At 65.4% G+C, this 20033-nt stretch carries 20 protein-coding genes; 10 read left to right on the top strand and 10 right to left on the bottom strand.

The genetic code is table 11. The annotated features are described in order from the left end of the window. Positions 1-154: 154 nt before the first annotated feature. The gene (locus C8J98_RS09185) at positions 155-817 is read right to left on the bottom strand and encodes an RIO1 family regulatory kinase/ATPase (protein WP_107912889.1); all 663 of its coding nucleotides are present in this window, start codon (positions 815-817) and stop codon (positions 155-157) included. A gap of 83 nt (positions 818-900) precedes the next feature. Between C8J98_RS09185 and C8J98_RS09190 the strand changes: the two genes are divergently transcribed. The 3 genes from C8J98_RS09190 to C8J98_RS09200 all read left to right on the top strand — a co-directional run bounded on the left by C8J98_RS09190 (position 901) and on the right by C8J98_RS09200 (position 3998). Next, positions 901-1671: an RsiV family protein gene (locus tag C8J98_RS09190; RefSeq protein ID WP_158272659.1), complete on the top strand. Its 771-nt coding sequence runs from the start codon at positions 901-903 to the stop codon at positions 1669-1671. Next, a complete protein-coding gene (locus tag C8J98_RS09195) occupies positions 1671-2153 on the top strand; it encodes a DUF456 domain-containing protein (RefSeq protein WP_107912891.1) in 483 nt (160 codons plus the stop codon). The genes C8J98_RS09190 and C8J98_RS09195 overlap by 1 nt, the downstream gene beginning before the upstream one ends. Positions 2154-2225: 72 nt before the next feature. Next, complete coding sequence (locus C8J98_RS09200) at positions 2226-3998, top strand: DUF885 domain-containing protein (RefSeq protein ID WP_107912892.1); 1773 nt, start codon at positions 2226-2228, stop codon at positions 3996-3998. A gap of 164 nt (positions 3999-4162) precedes the next feature. Here C8J98_RS09200 and C8J98_RS09205 read toward each other — a convergent pair whose 3' ends face one another. Continuing rightward, positions 4163-4831: a hemolysin III family protein gene (locus tag C8J98_RS09205; RefSeq protein ID WP_107912893.1), complete on the bottom strand. Its 669-nt coding sequence runs from the start codon at positions 4829-4831 to the stop codon at positions 4163-4165. 85 nt (positions 4832-4916) lie between these two features. Here C8J98_RS09205 and C8J98_RS09210 point away from each other — a divergent pair, with 85 nt between their 5' ends. Beyond that, positions 4917-5744, top strand: a complete 828-nt coding sequence (locus C8J98_RS09210) for a universal stress protein (protein ID WP_107912894.1) — start codon at positions 4917-4919, stop codon at positions 5742-5744. 316 nt (positions 5745-6060) lie between these two features. Beyond that, entirely contained in the window at positions 6061-6723 is a 663-nt protein-coding gene (locus tag C8J98_RS09215; RefSeq protein WP_107912895.1) for an energy transducer TonB, read from the top strand. 42 nt (positions 6724-6765) lie between these two features. Here C8J98_RS09215 and C8J98_RS09220 read toward each other — a convergent pair whose 3' ends face one another. Continuing rightward, entirely contained in the window at positions 6766-7059 is a 294-nt protein-coding gene (locus C8J98_RS09220) for a hypothetical protein (protein WP_233260173.1), read from the bottom strand. A 172-nt stretch (positions 7060-7231) separates the two neighbouring features. Between C8J98_RS09220 and C8J98_RS09225 the strand changes: the two genes are divergently transcribed. Next, positions 7232-7804, top strand: coding sequence for a cysteine dioxygenase family protein (locus C8J98_RS09225; RefSeq protein ID WP_233260174.1), 573 nt, complete (start codon positions 7232-7234; stop codon positions 7802-7804). 46 nt (positions 7805-7850) lie between these two features. Beyond that, positions 7851-9245, top strand: a complete 1395-nt coding sequence (locus C8J98_RS09230; protein ID WP_107912897.1) for an FAD/NAD(P)-binding protein — start codon at positions 7851-7853, stop codon at positions 9243-9245. Here C8J98_RS09230 and C8J98_RS09235 read toward each other — a convergent pair. Together C8J98_RS09235 and C8J98_RS09240 are read right to left on the bottom strand one after the other, a co-directional pair. Continuing rightward, complete coding sequence (locus tag C8J98_RS09235; protein WP_107912898.1) at positions 9242-10288, bottom strand: zinc-binding alcohol dehydrogenase family protein; 1047 nt, start codon at positions 10286-10288, stop codon at positions 9242-9244. The genes C8J98_RS09230 and C8J98_RS09235 overlap by 4 nt on opposite strands. Before the next feature lie 17 nt (positions 10289-10305). Continuing rightward, entirely contained in the window at positions 10306-11493 is a 1188-nt protein-coding gene (locus C8J98_RS09240; protein WP_107912899.1) for an MFS transporter, read from the bottom strand. A gap of 128 nt (positions 11494-11621) precedes the next feature. Here C8J98_RS09240 and cls point away from each other — a divergent pair, with 128 nt between their 5' ends. Both cls and C8J98_RS09250 read left to right on the top strand, forming a co-directional pair. After that, positions 11622-13031, top strand: a complete 1410-nt coding sequence (cls, locus tag C8J98_RS09245) for a cardiolipin synthase (RefSeq protein ID WP_107912900.1) — start codon at positions 11622-11624, stop codon at positions 13029-13031. Between the two features lie 161 nt (positions 13032-13192). Beyond that, entirely contained in the window at positions 13193-13957 is a 765-nt protein-coding gene (locus C8J98_RS09250) for a prolyl oligopeptidase family serine peptidase (protein ID WP_107912901.1), read from the top strand. 107 nt (positions 13958-14064) lie between these two features. Here C8J98_RS09250 and C8J98_RS09255 read toward each other — a convergent pair whose 3' ends face one another. The 5 genes from C8J98_RS09255 to C8J98_RS09275 form a co-directional block, all read right to left on the bottom strand. Continuing rightward, positions 14065-14460, bottom strand: coding sequence for a hypothetical protein (locus C8J98_RS09255; RefSeq protein WP_107912902.1), 396 nt, complete (start codon positions 14458-14460; stop codon positions 14065-14067). A gap of 30 nt (positions 14461-14490) precedes the next feature. Beyond that, positions 14491-15678, bottom strand: a complete 1188-nt coding sequence (locus tag C8J98_RS09260) for an MFS transporter (protein ID WP_233260175.1) — start codon at positions 15676-15678, stop codon at positions 14491-14493. A 217-nt stretch (positions 15679-15895) separates the two neighbouring features. Next, entirely contained in the window at positions 15896-16912 is a 1017-nt protein-coding gene (locus C8J98_RS09265) for a Gfo/Idh/MocA family oxidoreductase (protein WP_107912904.1), read from the bottom strand. Positions 16913-16927: 15 nt separating this feature from the next. Then, positions 16928-17920 (bottom strand): inositol 2-dehydrogenase, encoded by a 993-nt coding sequence (iolG, locus tag C8J98_RS09270; RefSeq protein ID WP_107912905.1) that lies wholly within the window; start codon positions 17918-17920, stop codon positions 16928-16930. Then, positions 17913-18929 carry a MurR/RpiR family transcriptional regulator gene (locus tag C8J98_RS09275; protein WP_233260176.1) on the bottom strand — a complete coding sequence of 339 codons (1017 nt, stop codon included), beginning with the start codon at positions 18927-18929 and terminating at the stop codon, positions 17913-17915. Before C8J98_RS09275 ends, iolG begins: the two co-directional genes overlap by 8 nt. Before the next feature lie 52 nt (positions 18930-18981). Here C8J98_RS09275 and C8J98_RS09280 point away from each other — a divergent pair, with 52 nt between their 5' ends. After that, positions 18982-20025, top strand: a complete 1044-nt coding sequence (locus C8J98_RS09280) for a sugar ABC transporter substrate-binding protein (RefSeq protein WP_107912907.1) — start codon at positions 18982-18984, stop codon at positions 20023-20025. Positions 20026-20033: the final 8 nt, after the last annotated feature.

The raw sequence follows: 20033 nt of genomic DNA on the forward strand, positions 1-20033 counted from the left end.
AGCCGCTTCAGCGGCGATGTGGGAGCCGATTCATCGGCGATCCCGCGAAGCGGGCCAGAGCATCGCCGATGAATCGGCTCCCACAAGAGCAATCGCCGATGAATCGGCTCCCATAAGAGCAATCGCCGATGAATCGGCTCCTACAGGGGCTCTTTTAGCGGCGGATGCGGCCTTGGCCTTCGTTGTCCCAGTAGCCGAAGATGCGCCGGGCGATGAGCTTGTAGAGGCGCTTGCCGGTGGCGCGCCAGAGCCGCGAATGTGGCGCCGGGGTGGACAGGATCGCCCGCTGGCGGGTGGAAAGTCGGTCCGGTGCATAGGTACGCTTGTGCTTTAGCAGGTGACGCAGGTCTTCGCGCGCCAGCAGCCGGAACAGATTGCCCCGGCGTCCGCGTGTCCAGGCGATCTGGAAATCCACCAGCGCTGGCGAGCCGTCTTCACGTACCAGCCAGTTCGGCTCCTTGGCCAGGTCGTTATGCACGATGCCACGCCGGTGCAACCTGGCGAGCAGGCGCAGGGCGTCACGGTAATACGCCGGGTCCAAAGGCTTGCCGACCTGCATCGGCTCGCCAGCCATATAGCTGCGCTCGAGCACCCGCCCGTTCCACGCAAGCAGCCGCGGCACGCCGTCGATCCCATCCAGACGAGCCAGCGCACGCGCCTCACGCGCCGCGGCGCGGCGGGCAAACCCACGCGCCCACCAGCGGGCCGAGTCGATATCGCGACGAATCAACAGCACGCCATTGCGCTCGACACGCTCGATGCGGCCGAGTTCGTCGGCTTTGAGGAGGGTGACGGTTTCGCTGGTCGTGTCGTGCACGCTGTTCCTTTAGTTCGTTGACGCTACCTGCGCTGCGGGAGGGCTACGCTAAGATGCGAGCCTTGCAGGGAGGAATTGCCGACATGTTGGTGCGACACATTCTGTCGCTGGTCTTTGCCATGGCCGGCCTTGCAGCCTGCCGTGGCGGAACGGACCGGACGAACGGCGGAGACTCGCCGCCGCCCGCGCGGGCGAGCGTCGACAAGGATACCGAATCCGGCCAGGAGGGCCTTTATACGATGGAATTGTCCCTGCCCGACCTGCCGCCGAGGGCCGCGCCGCTGCGCGCGACGATCGAACGCTACGTAGACCGGCAAAAACGCGCCTTCATGGACAGCCTGGACGCTCCCGGCGCCCGTGAACGCGCACGCGCGCTGCCCTGGGACCTCAACCTCGACATCGCTGTCGCCTCGCGCACCGACCGCTTCATCAACGTCCAGGTGGATGGCTCGGCCTTCACCGGCGCGTCGCATCCGGCGCCCATCGTCGACAGCTTCACCTATGACGTCGAAGCCCACCGCGTCATCGGCATTCGTGAGCTGTTCGCCGATCCGCACGGGGCCGAAAAGGCGTTCGCCGCCGAAGCACGGCGCCAGTTACTCACCGCGCTGGACGACCAGGACGAGCCACTGGCTTCGGACAGTGAACAGATCGACGCGGGCACGGAGCCGGGCAAGGACCACTTCCGTGTCTTCAGCCTGCTCACCGGCCCGGACAACAAGGTGCACGGCCTGACCTTCATCTTCCCGCCCTACCAGGTGGCCTCCTACGCGGCCGGTCCACAGGCCGTGGACGTGCCCAGCGATGCCTTCTCGGCCTACTTGAAACCGGAGTACCGCGGGGCTTTCCGTTGATGGACCTGTTCCTGTACGTGCTCGCCGCCGCCCTGGTCGTCGGCGGTCTGGCGGGTGCGATCTTGCCGATTCTGCCTGGTGTCCCGATGATTTTCGGCGGTATCTGGCTGGCAGCCGCCGTGGACGAGTACCGGCACCTGGGCTGGGGCTGGTTGGTGGCGATCGGAATCGTGGCGGCCCTGGGGATCGCCGTGGACTTCATTTCCGGCTCGCTGGGTGCAAAGAAGATCGGCGCAAGTCCACGCGCACTCTGGGGCGCCGGCATCGGCACCACCATTGGTATGTTCTTCGGCCTGCCCGGCCTGCTCATCGGCCCCTTCGCCGGTGCCGTGATCGGCGAGCTGTGGTCGGGCAAGAGCATCCTGCGTTCGGCCCATGTCGGCGTCAGCACCTGGTTCGGCATGCTGTTGGGTATCGTCGCCAAGGTGGTCCTTTCGTTCCTGATGATCGGCATGGCCGGCGTGGCCCTGCTCTTCAGCTGACGGGCCTTCCGGCACATTGGCGGGGCCCGGGCGCAGCGGCTAGTCTCGGCGGACCATCAAGGGGAGATACCCATGTTCCGACGACTGACCCTCGCTGCCGCCGTCACGTTCGCCATCGGTACTGTCCATGCGCAGGACGCCAAGCCGGCTGACTGGATCGCGCGCAGCAATGCGGACGCCCAGGCCCTGCTCGACATCACGGCTCGCTTCAGCCCGGAATCGGCAACCGATATCGGCGTGAAAGGCTACGACGAGAAAACCGCCGATCTGGGCCCCGACACGGACAAGCGTCAACGCGAGGCGCTCGTCGCCGCGCGCGCGAAATACGCGCAGCGCCTGGCGGAAGAGAAGGACCCGAATGTGCACCAGGACCTGCAGATCCTGATCAAGCAGATCGACGGCAGCATCAAGGGCCTCGACCTCAACGACAAGTACCTGCTGCCCTGGTACGACGCCGGGCAGATCGTCTTCAGTGGTGAATTCTCCCTGCTCAACGAACAGAGCACGCCCGAACAGAACCAGGCTGCCCTCGGTCGCCTCAAGTGCTACGTCGGCATGACCCAGGGCTGCACGGCGCTGGTCGACGAAGCGCGTGCCCGCACCAACGAGAAACTCAACGACAAGGCGCTGCTTGGCCCGGTCAAGGCCGATGTGGAACAGAAGCTCGGCAACACGCAGCGTTACGTGGATGGCATCCGCAAACTCTTCGTCGAGAAGAAAGTCGCCGGCAGCGACGAAGCCATGGCGAAGCTCGACAAGCAACTGAAGGATTACAACGCCTGGGTGAAGAAGACCGTGCTGCCGCGCGCGCGCACGGACTTCCGGCTGCCCGAGCCGCTCTATGCATACAACCTCGAACAGGTCGGCCTGGACATCACACCGCGCGACCTGATCGGTCGTGCCGAGCTGGAGTTCATGGAAACCACCTATGCGCTGCAGGCACTCGCACCCGTGGTCGCGAAGGCCGAAGGGCTGCCCGAGGGCGATTATCGCGAGGTGCTCAAGGGGCTGAAGAAGAAGCAGCTGGCCAAGGACAAGGTCGAACCCACCTACCACGAGGTGCTGCTGAAGATCGAAGACACGATCCGCAAGCAGCGCATCGTCGAGCTGCCGAAGCGGCAGATGGCCATGCGCCTGGCTTCCGAAGCCGAAAACGCACGCACCCCGGCACCGCACATGGATCCGCCGCCGTTCGTCGGCAATACCGGGCAGCGCGGCACCTTCGTGCTCACCACGGGCAACCCGCCCAAGAGCGGCGAGAAGACGCAGACCTACGACGACTTCACCTTCGAGGCCGCAGCGTGGACCTTGACCGCGCATGAGGGTCGACCGGGGCACGAATTGCAGTTCGCCGCGATGGTCGAGCAGGGTGTATCGCTGACGCGCAGCCTGTTCGCCTTCAACAGCGTGAACGTGGAAGGCTGGGCGCTCTATTCCGAAATGGAAATGATGCCGTACGAGCCGCCGGCGGGTCAGTTCATCGCGCTGCAGTTCCGCCTGCTGCGTGCGGCGCGCGCCTTCCTCGATCCGATGCTCAACCTGGGCCTGATCGATCGTGAGCGCGCGCACGAGATCCTGGTCAACGACGTCGGCCTGTCCGAGCCGATGGCACGCCAGGAGCTGGATCGCTACACGCTGAACAGCCCGGGCCAGGCCACGGCCTACTTCTACGGCTACACGCGCATCCTGCAGCTACGCGCAGAGACGCAGACGAAGCTGGGCAGCAAGTTCGACCGCAAGGCCTTCAACGACTTCCTGATCGCCCAGGGCCTGCTCCCGCCGGACCTCCTGGCCGACGCGGTGCGCACCCGCTTCATTCCCGAGCAGGAAAAAAAGAAAGGCTGAGGCCGGTTTAGCTTTTCTGTAGGAGCCGATTCATCGGCGATGGGGTGCTCGCACCGTAACGGTGGGAGCCGATTCGTCACCGTGGGAGCCGATTCATCGGCGATCCCGCGGCAGCGGGCCAGGTTAAGGCAAGCACCCCATCGCCGCTGAAGCGGCTCCCACATTTATGTGGGCCGTGGCGCATCCGGGATGACGTAAAGCAACACCGCCAGGAAATGCAGCACGCTGCCTGCAAGCACGAACACGTGCCAGATAGCGTGGTGATACGGCAGCTTGCGCGCCATGTAGAAGGGCACGCCCAGCATGTAAGCCATGCCGCCGCCGAAGAGCAGGACCAGTCCGCCGGTTTCCACATGCTCACGCAGTGGTTCGATCGCGATCACGGCCACCCAACCCATCAACACATACATCAGCACGGCAGCCTTGCGATAACGCTTGAGGATGCCAAGCTCGGCCAGGCTGCCGATGACCGCCAGGCTCCAGATGGTGGTGAAAAGGCCCCACCCCCACGCACCCGGCAGTGCCAGCAGGGTGAACGGCGTATAGGTGCCGGCAATAAGAAAGAAAATCGCAATGTGATCGAACGTGCGAAGCACGCGCTTGGCCATGACGCCGGGGATGGAGTGATACAGGGTCGAAGCGGTGTACAGCAGGATCAGCGTGCCACCGAAGACCGAACTGGCGACCACCGCGCGCGTCCCGCCATACATCGCCGAGAACGCGACAAGGATGGCCAGGCCGGCGATGCTCAGCACCAGGCCGACGGCATGGATCACGCTACTGGCGACTTCCTCAGCGAAGGGATAACTGGGCTGAGCGATTTCGGTGGCCATGGTGATTCCGGGAAAAACTAAAGTACCGAGGGTAACCGATGCCCCCCTTGTTGCGAAACGCTCGCAATTGGTGCTTTATTGAGACATGACTCTCGAATTGCTCCTGCACATCGGTCGTCTTCCCCCGCAAGGCGCAGGCCTTCGCGCCGCACTGGCCATGGCCACGCGCATCGGCGCGAGGCTCGACGCCATGCACGTGGTCGACCTGCCTGCGGCGGCGTTCACGGTACCGGAGGCGGTGCCCATGCAACTGGACGCGGTGCGCCAGCGCGCGACGGACGCCAAGGCGGTCGGCGCGGACTGGTCGGTTCTTCTCGAATCACGCGGCCTCAAAGGCAACTGGCGAGTGGCCAATGGCGACACCGTCACCCTGCTCTGCCATGCCTCGGCCGGCTACGACATGCTCGTGATGGAACGTTCCTCGACCATGCGCGGCGACGCGCCGGTCGGTTTCGGCATCGTCTCGCGCACCGTCTTCGGTGCCAGCCGCGGCGTGCTCGTGGTGCCCGAGGCGGCGCCGGTCGAGACCCTCGGCGAACACGTGCTGGTGGCCTGGAGCGGCAGCCGCGAATCCGCACTGGCCGTGCGCTCTGCCCTTCCCCTGTTGCGCAAGGCCGCGCGGGTCACCGTCATCGACGGCAGCCGCGATGAAGACCTCGACACCTGCGCCCTGCCCGACACCGACATCTGCGGCTGGCTCGACACCCACGGCGTGAAGGCCGAAGTGCGACGGCTGGATGCGGCCGCCCAGGCTTCGCCCGGGCCGGCGCTGCTCGACCTTGCCCATGCGGAAAATGCCGATCTGATCGTCATGGGGGCATGGGGGCGGTCGCGGTTGTCGGAGATGGTGCTGGGGGGGACGACCCGGTTCCTCTTCATGCAGTCGGATGTACCGATGTTGGTTGCGCACTGAGGCGAGCTGGTTTTCGCCGCTGAAGCTGCTCCCACAAAGAGCAGGCTGCCTTTCCCTGTGGGAGCCAATTCATCGCCGATGCTCTCTGTGGGAGCCGATTCATCGGCGATGCTCTCTGTGGGAGCCGATTCATCGGCGATGGGTGCTCGCCAAAACCGTAACCGATAACGCAAACGGCCGTCCAAACGTCTAACTTGCAACTTCCTTCGAACCCTGCCTACTCTGCAACTGGACCTGAACACGATCCCCGCCGGCCCCCACCCGGCCGTGTTCCCGACCGCGCATCACCTTCCCCCCATGTTGCAGGAGGTGGCTCATGTCGTTCGCTCGTCCGCAGTCCCTGGCCGGGGTTCACCCGGATACCGTCCGCATTGTCGCCATGAGTGCGGCCATCGCGCTCAACGCTGCCGCGCTTATCACCGTGATGCGACCCATGGTCGCGCACATCGTGGAAGCCCCGGCGTTGTCCCAGCCGTTCGTGATCCAGTTCCTCGAACCGCCTCCGCCGGTCAAACCACCACCACCGATCGAGCTCGAGCGTCTGCCTGTCAGGCCGCCACCGACCCAGCCGACCCGACACGTGGAGGCGCCGCCGGTGGTCAGCCCGCCTGTCGCCAGCGTCGAAGGCTCGGCACCCATGGTTCCACCTGCCCCCGTGGTCGATACCATCGCACCACCCTCCGCGCAGGCAGGACCGGTCGAGGCGACCCTGGCCTACGTGGCCGCACCCGCGCCGAAATATCCGGCACAGGCCATCCGCGGTCACATGCAGGGCACGGTGACGCTACGCGTTCTGGTGGACGAGACGGGCAAGCCGCTGAATGTCGTCATCGAGTCCAGCAGCGGCCACGACCTGCTCGACCGTGCGGCGCGCGATCAGGTGCTCGCCAACTGGCGCTTTCAGCCAGCGCAGTCCAATGGCCGCAAGGTCCAGGCCTGGGCGCGCATCCCGGTGACCTTCGACCTCAGAAGTATCTAAGGCAGGCCGACGCGCCCCGGCATGGGCCGGGGGCGTTCCGTTTCAGCGGTTGGCGGCTGGTATCACGACCACATCCGGGCGGCGCGACGACCGCGCGATGGCCCAGACGATGAACGCGAGGAAGGCCACCGGCAGCAGCACCGGCAGAAGCGCCAGGGCGACGACGGGCGCCACCAGCAGCATCGCTACGCCGCCGATGACGGCGCCGAGGATGCCGCCGACGAGGCTGAAAACACCGCCGATAATGCCGAACACCAGCTTCAGCACGGCGCCGAGCAGCGCGAAGACCAGCCAGAAACCAACGGCAAGGACGACGAGCGAGGTGAGGACGATCATGGCTTTGCTCTCCGTGGGACGACAGCCGCCAGGGGGCGGTTCCGACAGTTCGATGCGGCCTGCGCCAGAAGAGTTTAAAGCCGTCCGCAGGTTTTCGGGTTACGAGGGTTTAACGGGCGCCATGCTCCACTTCCCGCCAGTCGATTTATGCGGGTGGCCCTGGGCCATGGGTATGCGTTCCTCCATCATCAAAACCTTGCGGGACATCGCGCTCGAACATTCGGACGTGGAGCACCCCGACCTCGCCTCGATGGGGCGTGAGATCGGCCGGGTGCTGCATGGCCACAGCGCGGACGTCATCGAAGCACTGGGGCCGTTGCGCGAACGTCGCCGCGGTTTCGAGCGCTGGATGGTCGCCGAGCGCGCGCGCCCGGGTGTCAGCATCCTGGTCCTGGCGTGGCCACCGGGCTATGCCACGCCGGTGCACGACCACGGCGGCCTTTGGGGCCTCGAAGCCACGATCGCCGGCGCCCTCGAAGTGGAATCCTTCGACAAGGACGACACCGACCATTCGCTGCGTAGCACCGGCCGCACCTGGCTCGGTCCGGGAGACGCGACGTGGTTCGAAGCTACGGAAGTGCACGCCCACCGCTGTCGCAATTTGTCGCGCCATGACACGGCGCTCACGCTTCACGTGTACGGTGGCGATCTGGCACAGTACCTCGCGTATGAGCAGCCCGGTCCGTCCGGACACTGGATCGCACGACCGAGGCAATCGATTATTGCGGGACGCCTGACGGCCTGACGGTCTAACGGCCCTCCACCCCAACCCAAGGGCGAAGGACCAAAGCATGTTTCATAAGGTCGCCATCATCGGCGGTGGCGCAGCAGCGGCGACGCTGGTGAGCGAATTGCTGGAGCGTCGTACGCCCCGGCCGTTACACCTGGACTGGTACACCGGCGCCGCGGGCGCCGGGCGCGGTGTCGCGTACGGCACGCCGTCGGAACGCCATCTTCTCAACGTCCGCGCCGCATCCATGGGCATGTTCGTCGGCAAGCCGGGCGGTTTCCTCGAATACGCGCAGGCGCTGGATCCGACCGTCAAGGGCTCGGACTTCCTGCCTCGCCGCCTTTACGGCGATTTCCTGCAGTCTCGCGTGAACCAGGCCGTGAAGAACGCCGGCTCGTTCGGACACGACGTGAACATCATCCCTTTTGTCGCCGAATCGCTGGTGCCGTCGAGCGAAGGCGTCACGATCGGCTATGGCGATGAAGTGGGCCATGCGGAAGCCGCGGTCCTGGCGATCGGCTCGTTGCCGCCTCGCCCGTTGCCAGGCGTCGACGATGCCGCCATTGCCAGTGGCCGCTACGTCACCGATCCGTGGCCGTACCTCGTCGCCGCGCGCGCCGATGAGCGGCCGCTGCGCGTACTGGTGATCGGCCTGGGCCTCACCGCCGTCGACGTACTCCTTGACCTCTCGGCGCGCTGGCCGAACGCACGCTTCACCGCGCTCTCGCGCCACGGCAAGCTACCTGAGCCGCACCTGGCTGCCGCCTCCGCCCCCGGCGAGAAAGACGCGGAGCTCATCGAATCGTTTCGCGACGACGCCAACGTGCGCGCCTGGATACGCGCCCTGCGCGACGCTGCGGCCGAAGCCGAGGACTGGCGCACGCTGGTCGACGGCCTGCGTCCGTATACGCAATCGCTGTGGGCAGAACTGCCTACGGGCGAGCGCGCACGTTTTCTCCGTCACGCCCGTTGGGCGTGGGAGCGGGCGCGCCATCGCATGCCACCGCAGGTCGCGGCCTCGATTGCCGAACTGGAGCGCGCCGGTCGCCTCACGCGCGGCCGTGGGCGAATGCGTGGCGTGTCGCTGTCCTCCGAAGGCGCGCTGGACGTCAAACGCGCGCTTCCCGGCGGCGGTGAAGCGGTCGAGTCCTACGACATCGTGATCCAGACCGTCGGCCTCAACACCGACACCCTGCGCACCGAGCATCGCCTGGTGCGCCAGTTGGTCATCGACGGCCTGGTCAAGCCGGATCCGCTCGGCCTGGGCTTCGCCGCCGTGGCCGACGGCCATCTGCTCGATGGCAATGGCCGGCCTCGCGCGAATCTTTTTGCGATCGGCAGCCTGCTTCGCGGCGCACTATGGGAATCCACGGCGATTCCGGAAATCCGCAAGCAGGCCCAGAGCGTGGCGAACATGCTCATGGCCGAGAGCGCCGAACGCGCGCACTCCCGCTAAGCGCGGGAGTCGCGGGAGTCGCCTCTTAAGGCAAAGCCTTCGAGCACGACCTTGCCGATCGTCGTGCCGCTCTCGAGCACGGCGTGGGCCTTGCGCAGATTAGCCGCGTTGATCGTGCCCACGTTCTGGCGCATCGTCGTCCTCAGCACACCCGCGTCCACCAGGTTCGCCGCCTCGTCGAGGATACGGCCCTGCTCGGCCATGTCGTCGGTGTGGAACAGCGAGCGCGTGTACATCAGTTCCCAATGCAGTGACAGGCTCTTGCGCTTCATCAGGCGAATATCGATCGGCTCGGCAGGATCGTCGATCAGGCCGAACCTCCCGTGGGGCTTGAGCAATTCGACCAGCGCGGGGAAATGGTCTTCGGTACGCGTCAGGCTCAGCACATAGTCGACGCCGTCAGGCGCCACCGCGCGCACTTCGTCGACCAGTGACTTCGAGTGGTCGACCACATGATGCGCGCCCATCGCCTCGACCCACTCACGGGTTTCCGGTCGCGAAGCCGTGCCGATCACAGTCAGACCCGTGAGCCGACGTGCGAGCTGCACGGCGATGGAACCGACACCGCCCGCGGCGCCCACCACCAGCAACGTGGCGGGACGACCCTGCGTGCCGTGCGGGATGCCCATGCGCTCGAACATCAGTTCCCAGGCGGTCACGGTGGTCAGCGGCAGCGCGGCGGCTTCAGCCATCGTAAGCGTGGACGGCTTACGCCCGGCCAGGCGCTCGTCGACCACATGGAACTCGCTGTTGGCGCCGGGACGGTCGAGTGCACCGGCGTACCACACCGCGTCGCCAACCTTGAAGCGACGCACTTCCGGGCCGACCGCGACCACGGTACCCGCCACATCCCAGCCAAGCACCTTGTCGGCGCCTTCGGGATCGGTGTTCTTGCGAATCTTGGTGTCGACGGGGTTCACCGAGATCGCCTCGACCTTCACCAGCAGGTCGCGTCCCCGCACCTCAGGCGTGGGCAACTCGACATCGAGCAGGCTCTGCGGATCGTTCACGGCAAGCGGGGTGCGATAGGCGACGGCTTTCATGGGAAATCTCCTGGAAGTCAGGCGCCTTCGGCCACCGCCACCATGGGGCGGCGGCGTTCGAGCGCAACACTGGCCATCGTAGCAAGCAGGCCCGTCACGGTGACGGCAGCGCCGGTCAGGCTCACCGTCGGCATCGCATAGCCCGCGGCCAGCACCGCGCCACCGAGCCACGCGCCGCCGGCATTGCCGAGGTTGAAGGCGGCGATATTCAGCGTGGATGCCAGGTTCGGCGCATCGCCAGCCACGTGCACCACGCGCGATTGAAGCGGCGCGATCGTGGCGAACGCGGCGATGCCCCAGAGGAACACGGTAACGATGGAAGCGACGGTCGAATGCATCGTCCAGGCGAAGGCGACCAGCAACACGGTGAGCACCACGAGGATGCCCATCAACGACGGCATCAGCTTCCAGTCCGCCAGGCGGCCACCCAGCATGTTGCCGATGGTGGTGCCGATGCCGAACAGGATCAGGACCGCACCGGTCCAGTGCGGGCTGATGTGCGACTGCTCCTGCAGGATCGGCGCGATGTAGGTGAACACGGTGAACACCCCGCCAAAGCCCAGCACCGTCATGCCCAGGGCAATCAGGGCCTGTGGTTCGCGCAGCACGCGCAGCTCGCGGCGCATGTCCGGTGCCTTGAGGTCCGGCAGCGACGGAACGAAGCGGGCCACACCCAACGCGGCGATCACGCCCAGCGCGGTCACCGCCCAGAACGTGGAACGCCAGCCGGCCCACTGGCCGAGGAAGGTGCCGAAGGGAACGCCGAGCACATTGGCCAGCGTCAGGCCCGCGAACATCAGGGCGATGGCGCGTGCGCGCTGGTTGGCCGGAACGAGGTGGGCGGCGACGACCGCGCCAATGCCGAAGAACGAACCGTGACAGAAGGCGGCCACGACGCGCGCCACCATCAGCACGTCATAGTTCGGCGCGATGGCACACAAGGCATTGCCGAGGATGAACAGGCCCATCAGCAGCAACAGGGCGTGCTTGCGCTCCATCTTCGCGGTGAGCGCGGCGAGCAGTGGCGCGCCAACGGCCACGCCCAGGGCGTAGCCGGAGACGAGCATGCCGGCGGAGGGAATGCTCACCTTGAGGTCGGTGGCGACTTCCGGCAACAGGCCCATGATCACGAACTCGGTGGTACCGATCGCAAAGGCGGCTACTGCCAGTGCCAGCAAGGGCAGGCGGGACGGAGAGGGGTTCATGGGTTAGGCTCGTGGGAAAGCGATAACGTGGATTGTCCGCCCCAGGCCCTTATGCACATACACCCGTACGCGACAAAGACTCTTGCCGCAGGATTGAAGATCGGAGTGGAAAGCCTGTGATCGGATCAATGATCGCTATCGCCGCGCTGGCCCTGCATGTGGCAGGGATCTTCGCCGCCATGCACGCCGTCATGCATACGCGCACGGCACAAGGTGCGTTCGCCTGGGTACTCGGCCTGGTGTTGCTGCCCTATGTGACCCTGGTTCCCTATTTCTTCCTCGGCGCCAGCCACTTTGGCGGCTACGTGGACCTGCACCGCCAGCGCCAGGCACGTTTCTTCATGCTCCACGAGGAGGCCGAGCTCTCCGCCCGACCAGGCCTGCTCCCGGTGACCACGCCGGTAAGCGACGAACGCTACGACGCCATCGGCCGCATGCTGAAGACGGCCATGCATGGTGGTAACGGGCTGGCGTTGCATATCGACGGCGAGGACGCGTTCAAGGCGATGTTCGCCGCCATCGCGCGTGCGGAACATTACGTACTGGTGCAGTTTTTCATCATCCACGACGACGTGCTGGGTCGGCGCCTGCGCGATGCGCTGCTCGAGCGCGCCGCCGCCGACGTCGAGGTCTGCCTGCTGTACGACAGTATCGGCAGCCACGACCTGCCCGGCAGTTATATCGACGCGCTGCGCGCGGGTGGCGTAAACGTGCGCCGCTTCGCGACGCGTCGCTGGCGCAACCGTTTCCAGCTGAACTTCCGCAATCACCGCAAGGTGCTCGTCGTCGACGGTGTGCGCGGCTTCGTCGGCGGCCTCAACGCCGGTGACGAATACCTCGGTGCGAAGCCGCCGCTGTCGCCATGGCGCGACACGCACATGGAAATCGAAGGCCCCGCCGTGGCCGACCTGCAACGCGTGTTCGCCGAAGACTGGTACTGGGTCACCGGCGAACGGCCGCCGTCTTCACCGCCACCGGAGCGCTGCGGCCGCGCCAACACGATGATTGTCGCCACGGGCCCGGCCGACCGCCAGGAAAGCTGCTCGCTGTTCTTCGCCCAGGCCATCCACGCGGCGAAGCAGCGTGTATGGATCACCACGCCCTACTTCGTGCCCGACCAGGCCGTGTTCGGTGCGCTGCGCCTGGCCGTGTTCCGCGGCGTGGACGTGCGCATCCTGATTCCCTGCCGCCCCGACCATCGCACCGTGTTCATGGCCTCCACGCTCTATGCACACGAGGCCACGCTGGCCGGCATCCGCATGTTCCGTTACCAGCCTGGCTTCATCCACCAGAAGGTAATGCTGATCGATGACGACACCGCCGTGGTCGGCAGCATGAACATGGATAACCGCAGCTTCCGCCTGAACTTCGAAATCTCGGCATTGAACGTGGACACGACCTTCGCCACCGAGGTCGAAATGATGCTGACCCATGACTTCGCCCAGTCCGAAGAGGTCAACCAGAACGACTACCAGCGCCTGACCTACCTGCAACGCGTAGCCCTGCACGTAGCCCGCCTCTTCGACCCCGTCCTATGACGTGCCCGCCGCCCTCCCCCTGTAGGAGCCGATTCATCGGCGATGCTTTCCTGTGGGAGCCGATTCATCGGCGATAGGGTCCTTGCGACACACCACCCCCCTACCGCGGGATCGCCGATGAATCGGCTCCTACACACACACGACAGCTTAGGAAACCCGACATGCTTCGCAGCCTCGCCTTCGCCACCGCCATCATCGCCACCGGCGCCTCCGCCGCGCCCGCGCAGTTCGTCGAGCGCAGCGTAGATGTCCACGGGAGAACCTACCGCTACCAGGTCTTCGTCCCCGCCGATGTCGAAGGCGAGCAGCCTGCCGTGGTCCTGTTCCTCCACGGCAGCGGTGAGCGCGGCAACGACAACCAGGCACAGCTATCGCAGGGCCTGCCGCCGTGGCTGAAACAGCACACGGATTTCCCTGCCGTGGTGGTGATCCCGCAAGCCCCGAACGATACCGAGTGGACCGACAAGGCCGATGCGGACATGGCGCTGGCCGCGCTCGACAAGAGCGTGAAGGAGTTCCACGGCGACCGTAAACGCCTCTACCTTACCGGCCTGTCGATGGGCGGTTTCGGCTCATGGCAGATCGCCGCCGACCATCCCGGCATGTTCGCCGCGGCCGCCATTATCTGCGGTGGCGTCAACGCGCTTCCGGACGATGGCCGCAACCTTTACGTTCACGGCGTGCCCAAGGGCGACGATGCATACGCCGCGGTGGCGAAGAAGATCGGCAAGCTACCGGTCTGGATTTTCCACGGCGGCGACGACAACGTCGTGCCGACCGAACAGTCGCGCCGCATGAACGCCGCGCTGCTCAAGCGCCATGCCGAAGTGAAGTACACGGAGTTCCCCGGCGTGAATCACGGCTCCTGGGAAAAGGCGTATGCCACGCCGGACCTCTGGGACTGGATGTTCGCTCACAAATCCTGAGCCGCGGCTTCACTGTGGGAGCCGATTCATCGGCGATGGGTGCTCGCGATGAACTGGCCCGCTGCCGCGGGATCGCCGATAAATCGGCTCCTACAGGGAGAAGCACACTACGACGAGCGCATGCCGGCGAGGAGGCGCTTGAGGCCGCCGGAGAACATCGTCCAGCCGATGCATGCGCCGATCAGCGCGCCGACGATGTCGAAGAACACGCGCAGGCCGATGGCGTCCGGATCATGCACGGCAGCCAGCTTCAGCTGCAACAGCGTCAGGGACTGCAGCGGCGCCATGGTGAAGTAGAGCAGGTCCCACATGTCCTGGCCGCCACCAAGCACGGCGGTGAGGACGAAGGCGATCGAGAGCTCCTTGCCGTCGCTCCAGCCGTTGCTCTTGCCGACGAAGGCATGGAGCAGCGCGTAGACGACAATGCCGGCCAGCAGGGCGATGCCGCCCGATTCGAGGGCACCGATAATGCCAAAGCCCATCCAGCTGCGATCGTACGGCATGAAGAGAACTCGTGAGGGATCAGGCAGGCATTATGCCCGTGCATCGGCCCGTTGATCGCGTGGCAACGTATCGCGACCGAAACGCAGGTACAGCGACACCGAAAGGATCACCGCCGCCAGCGAGGCAAAACCCGCCAGCAGGAAAATCGCCGGATAGTCGTACAAGCCTGCGATCCAGCCACCCACTGGGCCGGTAAGGCCCAGCGCGACGTCCAGGAACACCGAATAGGCGCCGAGCGCCGCACCGCGGTTGTGCGTGCTGACCCGGCCCACGGCTTCCACACCCAGCGCGGGGAAGACCAGGGCGAAGCCCGAGCCCGTCAGCGCGGCGCCAGCAAGAGCGGCATGCGGCGTCGTGCCCAACCAGAGCAGGATCAGGCCCAGGCACTCGACGACGAACGACACGATCGCCACGCGATACCCACCGAAGCGGTCGATCGCGTTGCCGAAGATCAGCCGGATACCAATGAAACAGCCGCCGAACACCGAGAGCGAAAGGGCCGCGTCCGACCAGTCGCGGCTGGCGTAATAAAGCGCCACGAAGGTCGATAACGAACCGAAGCCGATCGAGCCAAGCGCCAACCCCACGCCGTAAGGCATGACGCGCGTCAGCACGCTCTTGAACGGCAGACGCTCACCATGGCTCGGCGCGATGCGTGCCTTCATCAGCGCGAAGGGCAGCGCCACGAGACCAAGTACAAAGGTGAGGATGCCCAGGGAAATCAGGCCATGGTCCCGCGCCAGCATCACGCCGAGCGGCGCGCCCACGGCGATACCACCGTACGTGGCAATGCCGTTCCAGGAGATCACCCGGGCGGTGTGCTCGCCGCCGATGCCACCGATGCCCCAGGTGATCGCTCCCGTGCTCACCCAGCTCTCGGCGAAACCGAGGCCGAGCCGGCTGAGCAGGATAAGGGTGAGCGATAACCCCGGCATCTTCGGCACGATGGCACCGAGGGCGAGAAACAGGCCGGAAATCGCCAGCACCACCAGACCCGCGATGACAGTCCGCTTGGGCCCCATCGCATCCGCCATGCGCCCGGCGTGGGGGCGACTGAGCAGGGTCGCAAGATACTGCGCGCTCACCGCCAGGCCGGCGATGATCGTCGAATAGCCGAGGTCGAGGTGCGCAAAGCCCGGCAGCACGGCAAGGGGTATGCCGATGCACAGGTAGCAGACGAAGGAGAAGACGACCGAAGAAAGGATGCGCGCGGTCACGGCAAAGCGCCGGCCGCGGGTGGGAACTAGGGAGGGGAGAGACATGGCTGGGCCATTATACCGTGGGCTTGTTGCGGTGCGTCATGGCGGGTTTATGAAGGGATTTTCATGAGGGGTTTCCTCTGGCACCCATCGCCGATGAATCGGCTCCCACAACGGGCGCGGCCCGCTTCCTGTGGGCCCGCTTCCTGTGGGAGCCGCTTCAGCGGCGATGCTCTCAATCCAACAACACCGGCTGCCCACTCTGCAACGACTCCCGCAACGCAATCGCAATCCGCGTCGCCTCGACCGCATCATCCATCGTCAGCTCGAACGGCGTGTCATCCAATACCGCATCCACGAAGTGCTTCGCCTGGGTCACGAAGGCCGGGGCAAACCGCTCATAGAACGACGGCACGACGGTGTTGCGAACGCCATTGGCATCGGCAATCTCCATGCGGTCCGCGCGCGGATTGCGACCCACGCTTAACCGCCCCGCCGTACCCGTGATGTCCGTGTGCGTATCGTGCCCATGCGCCTGCGTGCGCGAGGCATAGAACATCGCCATGCGGCCGCCTTCGAACTCGACGATGGCGATCCCATTGTCAACGTCGCCCATCGCTTCCAGCGGCGGGTACATCGCCACGGTGCCGGCCGAATAAACTTTCTTCGCCTTCGGACGACCCAGCAGCCAACGGGCGAGGTCCACATCGTGCACGCTGCAATCGAGGAAGATACCGCCGCTGGTGGGAGCGAACTTCAGGAACGCGCCACTCGGGTCGGCCAGATCCGTGGTCTGCGAATAGACCAGGAAAGGACGACCAATGCCGCCTGCCTCGATGTGCTGGAACGCATGCTGATAGCTCTCGTCGAAGCGACGGACGAAGCCCACCATGGCGCGCTTGCCCGCCTTGGCCGCATGCGCGGCGGCATGGCGGCAATCGTCCAGCTCCAGGGAAAGCGGCTTCTCACAGAACACGTGCTTGCCGGCGTCGAGCGCGCGCTCGATCTGCGTCGCATGCAACGAGGTCGGCGTGACCAGGAAGACCGCGTCGAGCGAGGGATCGGCCAGCATCTCCTCGTAATCGTTGTAGATCCTGGAGATGCCGAGCGTGTCACGCGCCCAGGCACGCTCGCTCTCGACGGGGCTGCACACGGCAGCCAGCTCTGCCCGCGGCACCGCGCGGGCGAGGTTCTCGGCGTAACGCTGGCCAAGTCGGCCGAGGCCGGCCAGGCCGATGCGAAGGGAAGTCATGTAAGGCGCTCCGCGTCAGATGTTCACGGCCACGGCCTGGCCTTCACGCCAGGACCGTGCGGCGGCTTCGGCCAGCTCGAGCGCCTTGATGCCATCGGCGATGGTCGTGCGTACCGGCGTACCTGCCGCCAGTGCGTCGAAGAAATGGGCGATTTCCGCGGCATACGCTTCGCGATAGCGCTCGAGGAAGAAATGCTCCGGGAGATCGTGCGCGATGTTCTTCGACGTATGCGAGACCACCTCGGTCGGCGATACATTGCCGGCCTGGAGCATGCCCTTGCTGCCGAGTACTTCGAAGCGCTGGTCGTAACCGTAAGCAGCGCGACGTGAGGTATTGATCTGGCAGAGCCTGCCGCTCTTCGTGCGGATCGTCACGGCGGTGGTGTCGATATCGCCCGCCGCTTCGATCGCCGGATCCGTCAGGCAGCTGCCGGTGGCATGCACGCTCACGGCCTCGTCGTCGAGGATCCAGCGGAAGATGTCGAAGTCGTGGATCAGCATGTCCTTGAAGATGCCGCCTGAACTCTTGATGTAGCTCACCGGCGGTGCACCCGGATCGCGGCTGGTGACGATGAGCAGTTCCGGCGTGCCGATCTCGCCCTCTTCCAGGCGCTTCTTAAGCGCCGAGAAGGTCGGATCGAAACGGCGCTGGAACGCGATCATGCAGACCACGCCGGCTTTCTCGACGGCGGCCTGGCAGGAACGCGCACGTTCCACGTCCAGATCCACCGGCTTCTCGCAGAAGATCGCCTTGCCCGCCGCGGCGGCACGGTGGATCAGGTCGGAATGCGTATCCGTGCTGGAGCCGATGACGACCGCACCGACGGCGGGATCATTGAGGGCCTCGTCCACCGTGGCGACCTTCGCGCCATGCTTCTCCGCAAGTTCCTGCGCCGAAGGCGCGTGCACGTCCACCACGTAGCGCAGGTGCGCTTGCGGGTGGCGGGCGACATTGCCCGCGTGAATCTTGCCGATGCGACCGGCACCGAAAACGGCAACTTCAATCATCGTATTCTCCTCGGGGAAGTGTTTCTTCAACTGTGAGTTCGAGCCGGTAGGCCAGCGCGACGAACAGCGCCTGGCACAGGCACATGGTGCTGGTGAGGCCACGGAACGCAAAGGCGCTCCCCTCCTTCACCTTGAGTAAAACGTCCGAATGGCGGGCGAGCGGACCGAGATCGCTCTCGGTGATGGCAAGCACACTAGCCTTGTGTTGTTGCGCCACGCGCATCGCGTAGAGGGTTTCCTTGCCGAAGGGCGGGAAGCTTATCGCGATGAGCGCATCGCCCTTGCCCATGCTGCGCAGCTGCTCGCGGAACATCCCGCCCAGGCCACTGACCAGATGCACGCGTTTCTGCGTGTGCTGCAGCGCATAAGCGATATACGTGGCGATGGCGAACGAACGGCGCACACCCATCACATAGATGTTTTCAGCGGTGGCAAGCAAGTCCACGGCCTTCTGGAAGCGCGTCTCGTCGAGCTCCTCGGCGAGTTCGTCCAGGCCTGCGCGGCTGGCGTCGATGAAGCGCGAGGCGATCTCCACCGCCGGCATGGTCGAGGCGCGGTTCTTGATGACGCTGCGGATGCGCTGCTGGTAGCTGCGCGAAGGCGACGTCTGCGCGGTGAACGCGTCGCGGAACACCGACTGCATCTCGGTGAAGCCTGAATAGCCGAAGCGCTGGGCGAAACGGACCACCGCCGACGCATGCACCCCGCAGCCTTCGGCAATCTCACCGACGCGCCGGACCATGATCGAACTGCGATGTTCCTCAAGGTATCGGGCGACGCCCTGCAGCTGGCGCGGCAAGGCCTCGAACTCCTCGGCGATGCGCTGCATGAGGGCATCGGCTTCGCTGCGTTTGGCCATCACGAGCTCCATCAGGGGACCGGCCGCATTGAAGCACGCGATGGAACGTATTTTCCATTTATTTTTTTGCTGCAATGCAAATTGCAACGCTGGAACGGCGGGTCCATGCTCGGTCCGCTCTCGGCAAAAAAGCGGCTCGTACGGCCGCATCGCGATTCGACACCCCGTCCGGCCGGTAGACCCGGTCTCCTGTGGAGGCAATATGCGATCCAAACTGATTCAAGCCACCCTGGCTGCAGCCCTCGCCCTCGGCCTCGGCCTGGCCGCCCCCGCCTCCCAGGCGGCCCCGGGCGACCGTTATGTCCTGGTTACCCACGCCGCCGACTCGGATTCGTGGTGGAACACCATCAAGAACTCGATCAAGCAGGCCGGTGAAGATTTCGGCGTCGACGTGGACTACCGCGGTTCCGGCAATGGCGACCTCAGCGAAATGGCCCGCCAGCTGGAATCGGCCGCCGCCCGCAACTACCAGGGTGTCGCCTTCGACATCGCCAGCTTCGCCGTGCTCAAATCCCCGGCCGCCAAGGTTTCGGCCAAGGGCATTCCCATCGTCACGATCAACTCCGGTACGCCGGAGGAGAGCAAGAAGCTCGGCGCGATCATGCACGTGGGCCAGGGCGAGTACGACGCGGGCAAGGCCGCGGGTGACCGCGCCAAGGCCGCCGGCGTCACCAGCTTCGTCTGCGTGAACCATTACGCCACCAACAACGCCTCGTTTGAGCGCTGCCAGGGCTTCGCCGACGCCATCGGCGTGAAGGACTGGCGCAAGACCTCGATGATCGATACAGGCATGGACCCGACCGTCGTCGCCAGCAAGGTCAGCGCGTACCTGCGCAGCAACCCGAAGACCCAGGCCATCCTGGCCCTTGGCCCGAATGCCGCCGAGCCGACGATCAAGGTGGTCAACGACATGCACCTGGCCGGCAAGATCAACTTCGGCACCTTCGATCTGTCGCCGGCGATCATCGCGGGCATCAAGTCCGGGACCATCCAGTACGCGATCGACCAACAGCCCTACCTGCAGGGCTACATGGGCATCGCCGCGCTGGTGATCGCGCATGACCAGAAGACTAACGACCCGGCAAAGATCATTGCCGCGTTGAAGGCCAACCCGAAGTTCGAGGCGCGCCTGAAGCAGTACGACCTGCACCCGGTCTACACCGCCACGGGCGTCAGCTCGGGTCCTGCGTTCGTCACCAAGGACAACGTGGCGACGGTTGAGAAGTACGCGGGCACGTACCGCTAAGCGATCGG

Origin of the sequence: Luteibacter sp. OK325 (genome assembly GCF_003050935.1) — a bacterium.
Classification (GTDB): Bacteria; Pseudomonadota; Gammaproteobacteria; order Xanthomonadales; family Rhodanobacteraceae; genus Luteibacter.

Bases quoted from the DNA above. Each gene is read 5' to 3' on its own strand.
- C8J98_RS09225 (WP_233260174.1), top strand. From the start codon at position 7,232: ATGCGTTCCTCCATCATCAAAACCTTGCGGGACATCGCGCTCGAACAT.
- C8J98_RS09265 (WP_107912904.1), bottom strand. From the start codon at position 16,912: ATGACTTCCCTTCGCATCGGCCTGGCCGGCCTCGGCCGACTTGGCCAG.
- C8J98_RS09235 (WP_107912898.1), bottom strand. From the start codon at position 10,288: ATGAAAGCCGTCGCCTATCGCACCCCGCTTGCCGTGAACGATCCGCAG.
- C8J98_RS09280 (WP_107912907.1), top strand. From the start codon at position 18,982: ATGCGATCCAAACTGATTCAAGCCACCCTGGCTGCAGCCCTCGCCCTC.
- C8J98_RS09255 (WP_107912902.1), bottom strand. From the start codon at position 14,460: ATGCCGTACGATCGCAGCTGGATGGGCTTTGGCATTATCGGTGCCCTC.
- cls (WP_107912900.1), top strand. From the start codon at position 11,622: ATGATCGCTATCGCCGCGCTGGCCCTGCATGTGGCAGGGATCTTCGCC.
- C8J98_RS09220 (WP_233260173.1), bottom strand. From the start codon at position 7,059: ATGATCGTCCTCACCTCGCTCGTCGTCCTTGCCGTTGGTTTCTGGCTG.
- C8J98_RS09215 (WP_107912895.1), top strand. From the start codon at position 6,061: ATGTCGTTCGCTCGTCCGCAGTCCCTGGCCGGGGTTCACCCGGATACC.
- C8J98_RS09275 (WP_233260176.1), bottom strand. From the start codon at position 18,929: ATGCGGCCGTACGAGCCGCTTTTTTGCCGAGAGCGGACCGAGCATGGA.
- C8J98_RS09240 (WP_107912899.1), bottom strand. From the start codon at position 11,493: ATGAACCCCTCTCCGTCCCGCCTGCCCTTGCTGGCACTGGCAGTAGCC.
- C8J98_RS09190 (WP_158272659.1), top strand. From the start codon at position 901: ATGTTGGTGCGACACATTCTGTCGCTGGTCTTTGCCATGGCCGGCCTT.
- C8J98_RS09250 (WP_107912901.1), top strand. From the start codon at position 13,193: ATGCTTCGCAGCCTCGCCTTCGCCACCGCCATCATCGCCACCGGCGCC.
- C8J98_RS09205 (WP_107912893.1), bottom strand. From the start codon at position 4,831: ATGGCCACCGAAATCGCTCAGCCCAGTTATCCCTTCGCTGAGGAAGTC.
- iolG (WP_107912905.1), bottom strand. From the start codon at position 17,920: ATGATTGAAGTTGCCGTTTTCGGTGCCGGTCGCATCGGCAAGATTCAC.
- C8J98_RS09210 (WP_107912894.1), top strand. From the start codon at position 4,917: ATGACTCTCGAATTGCTCCTGCACATCGGTCGTCTTCCCCCGCAAGGC.
- C8J98_RS09230 (WP_107912897.1), top strand. From the start codon at position 7,851: ATGTTTCATAAGGTCGCCATCATCGGCGGTGGCGCAGCAGCGGCGACG.
- C8J98_RS09195 (WP_107912891.1), top strand. From the start codon at position 1,671: ATGGACCTGTTCCTGTACGTGCTCGCCGCCGCCCTGGTCGTCGGCGGT.
- C8J98_RS09200 (WP_107912892.1), top strand. From the start codon at position 2,226: ATGTTCCGACGACTGACCCTCGCTGCCGCCGTCACGTTCGCCATCGGT.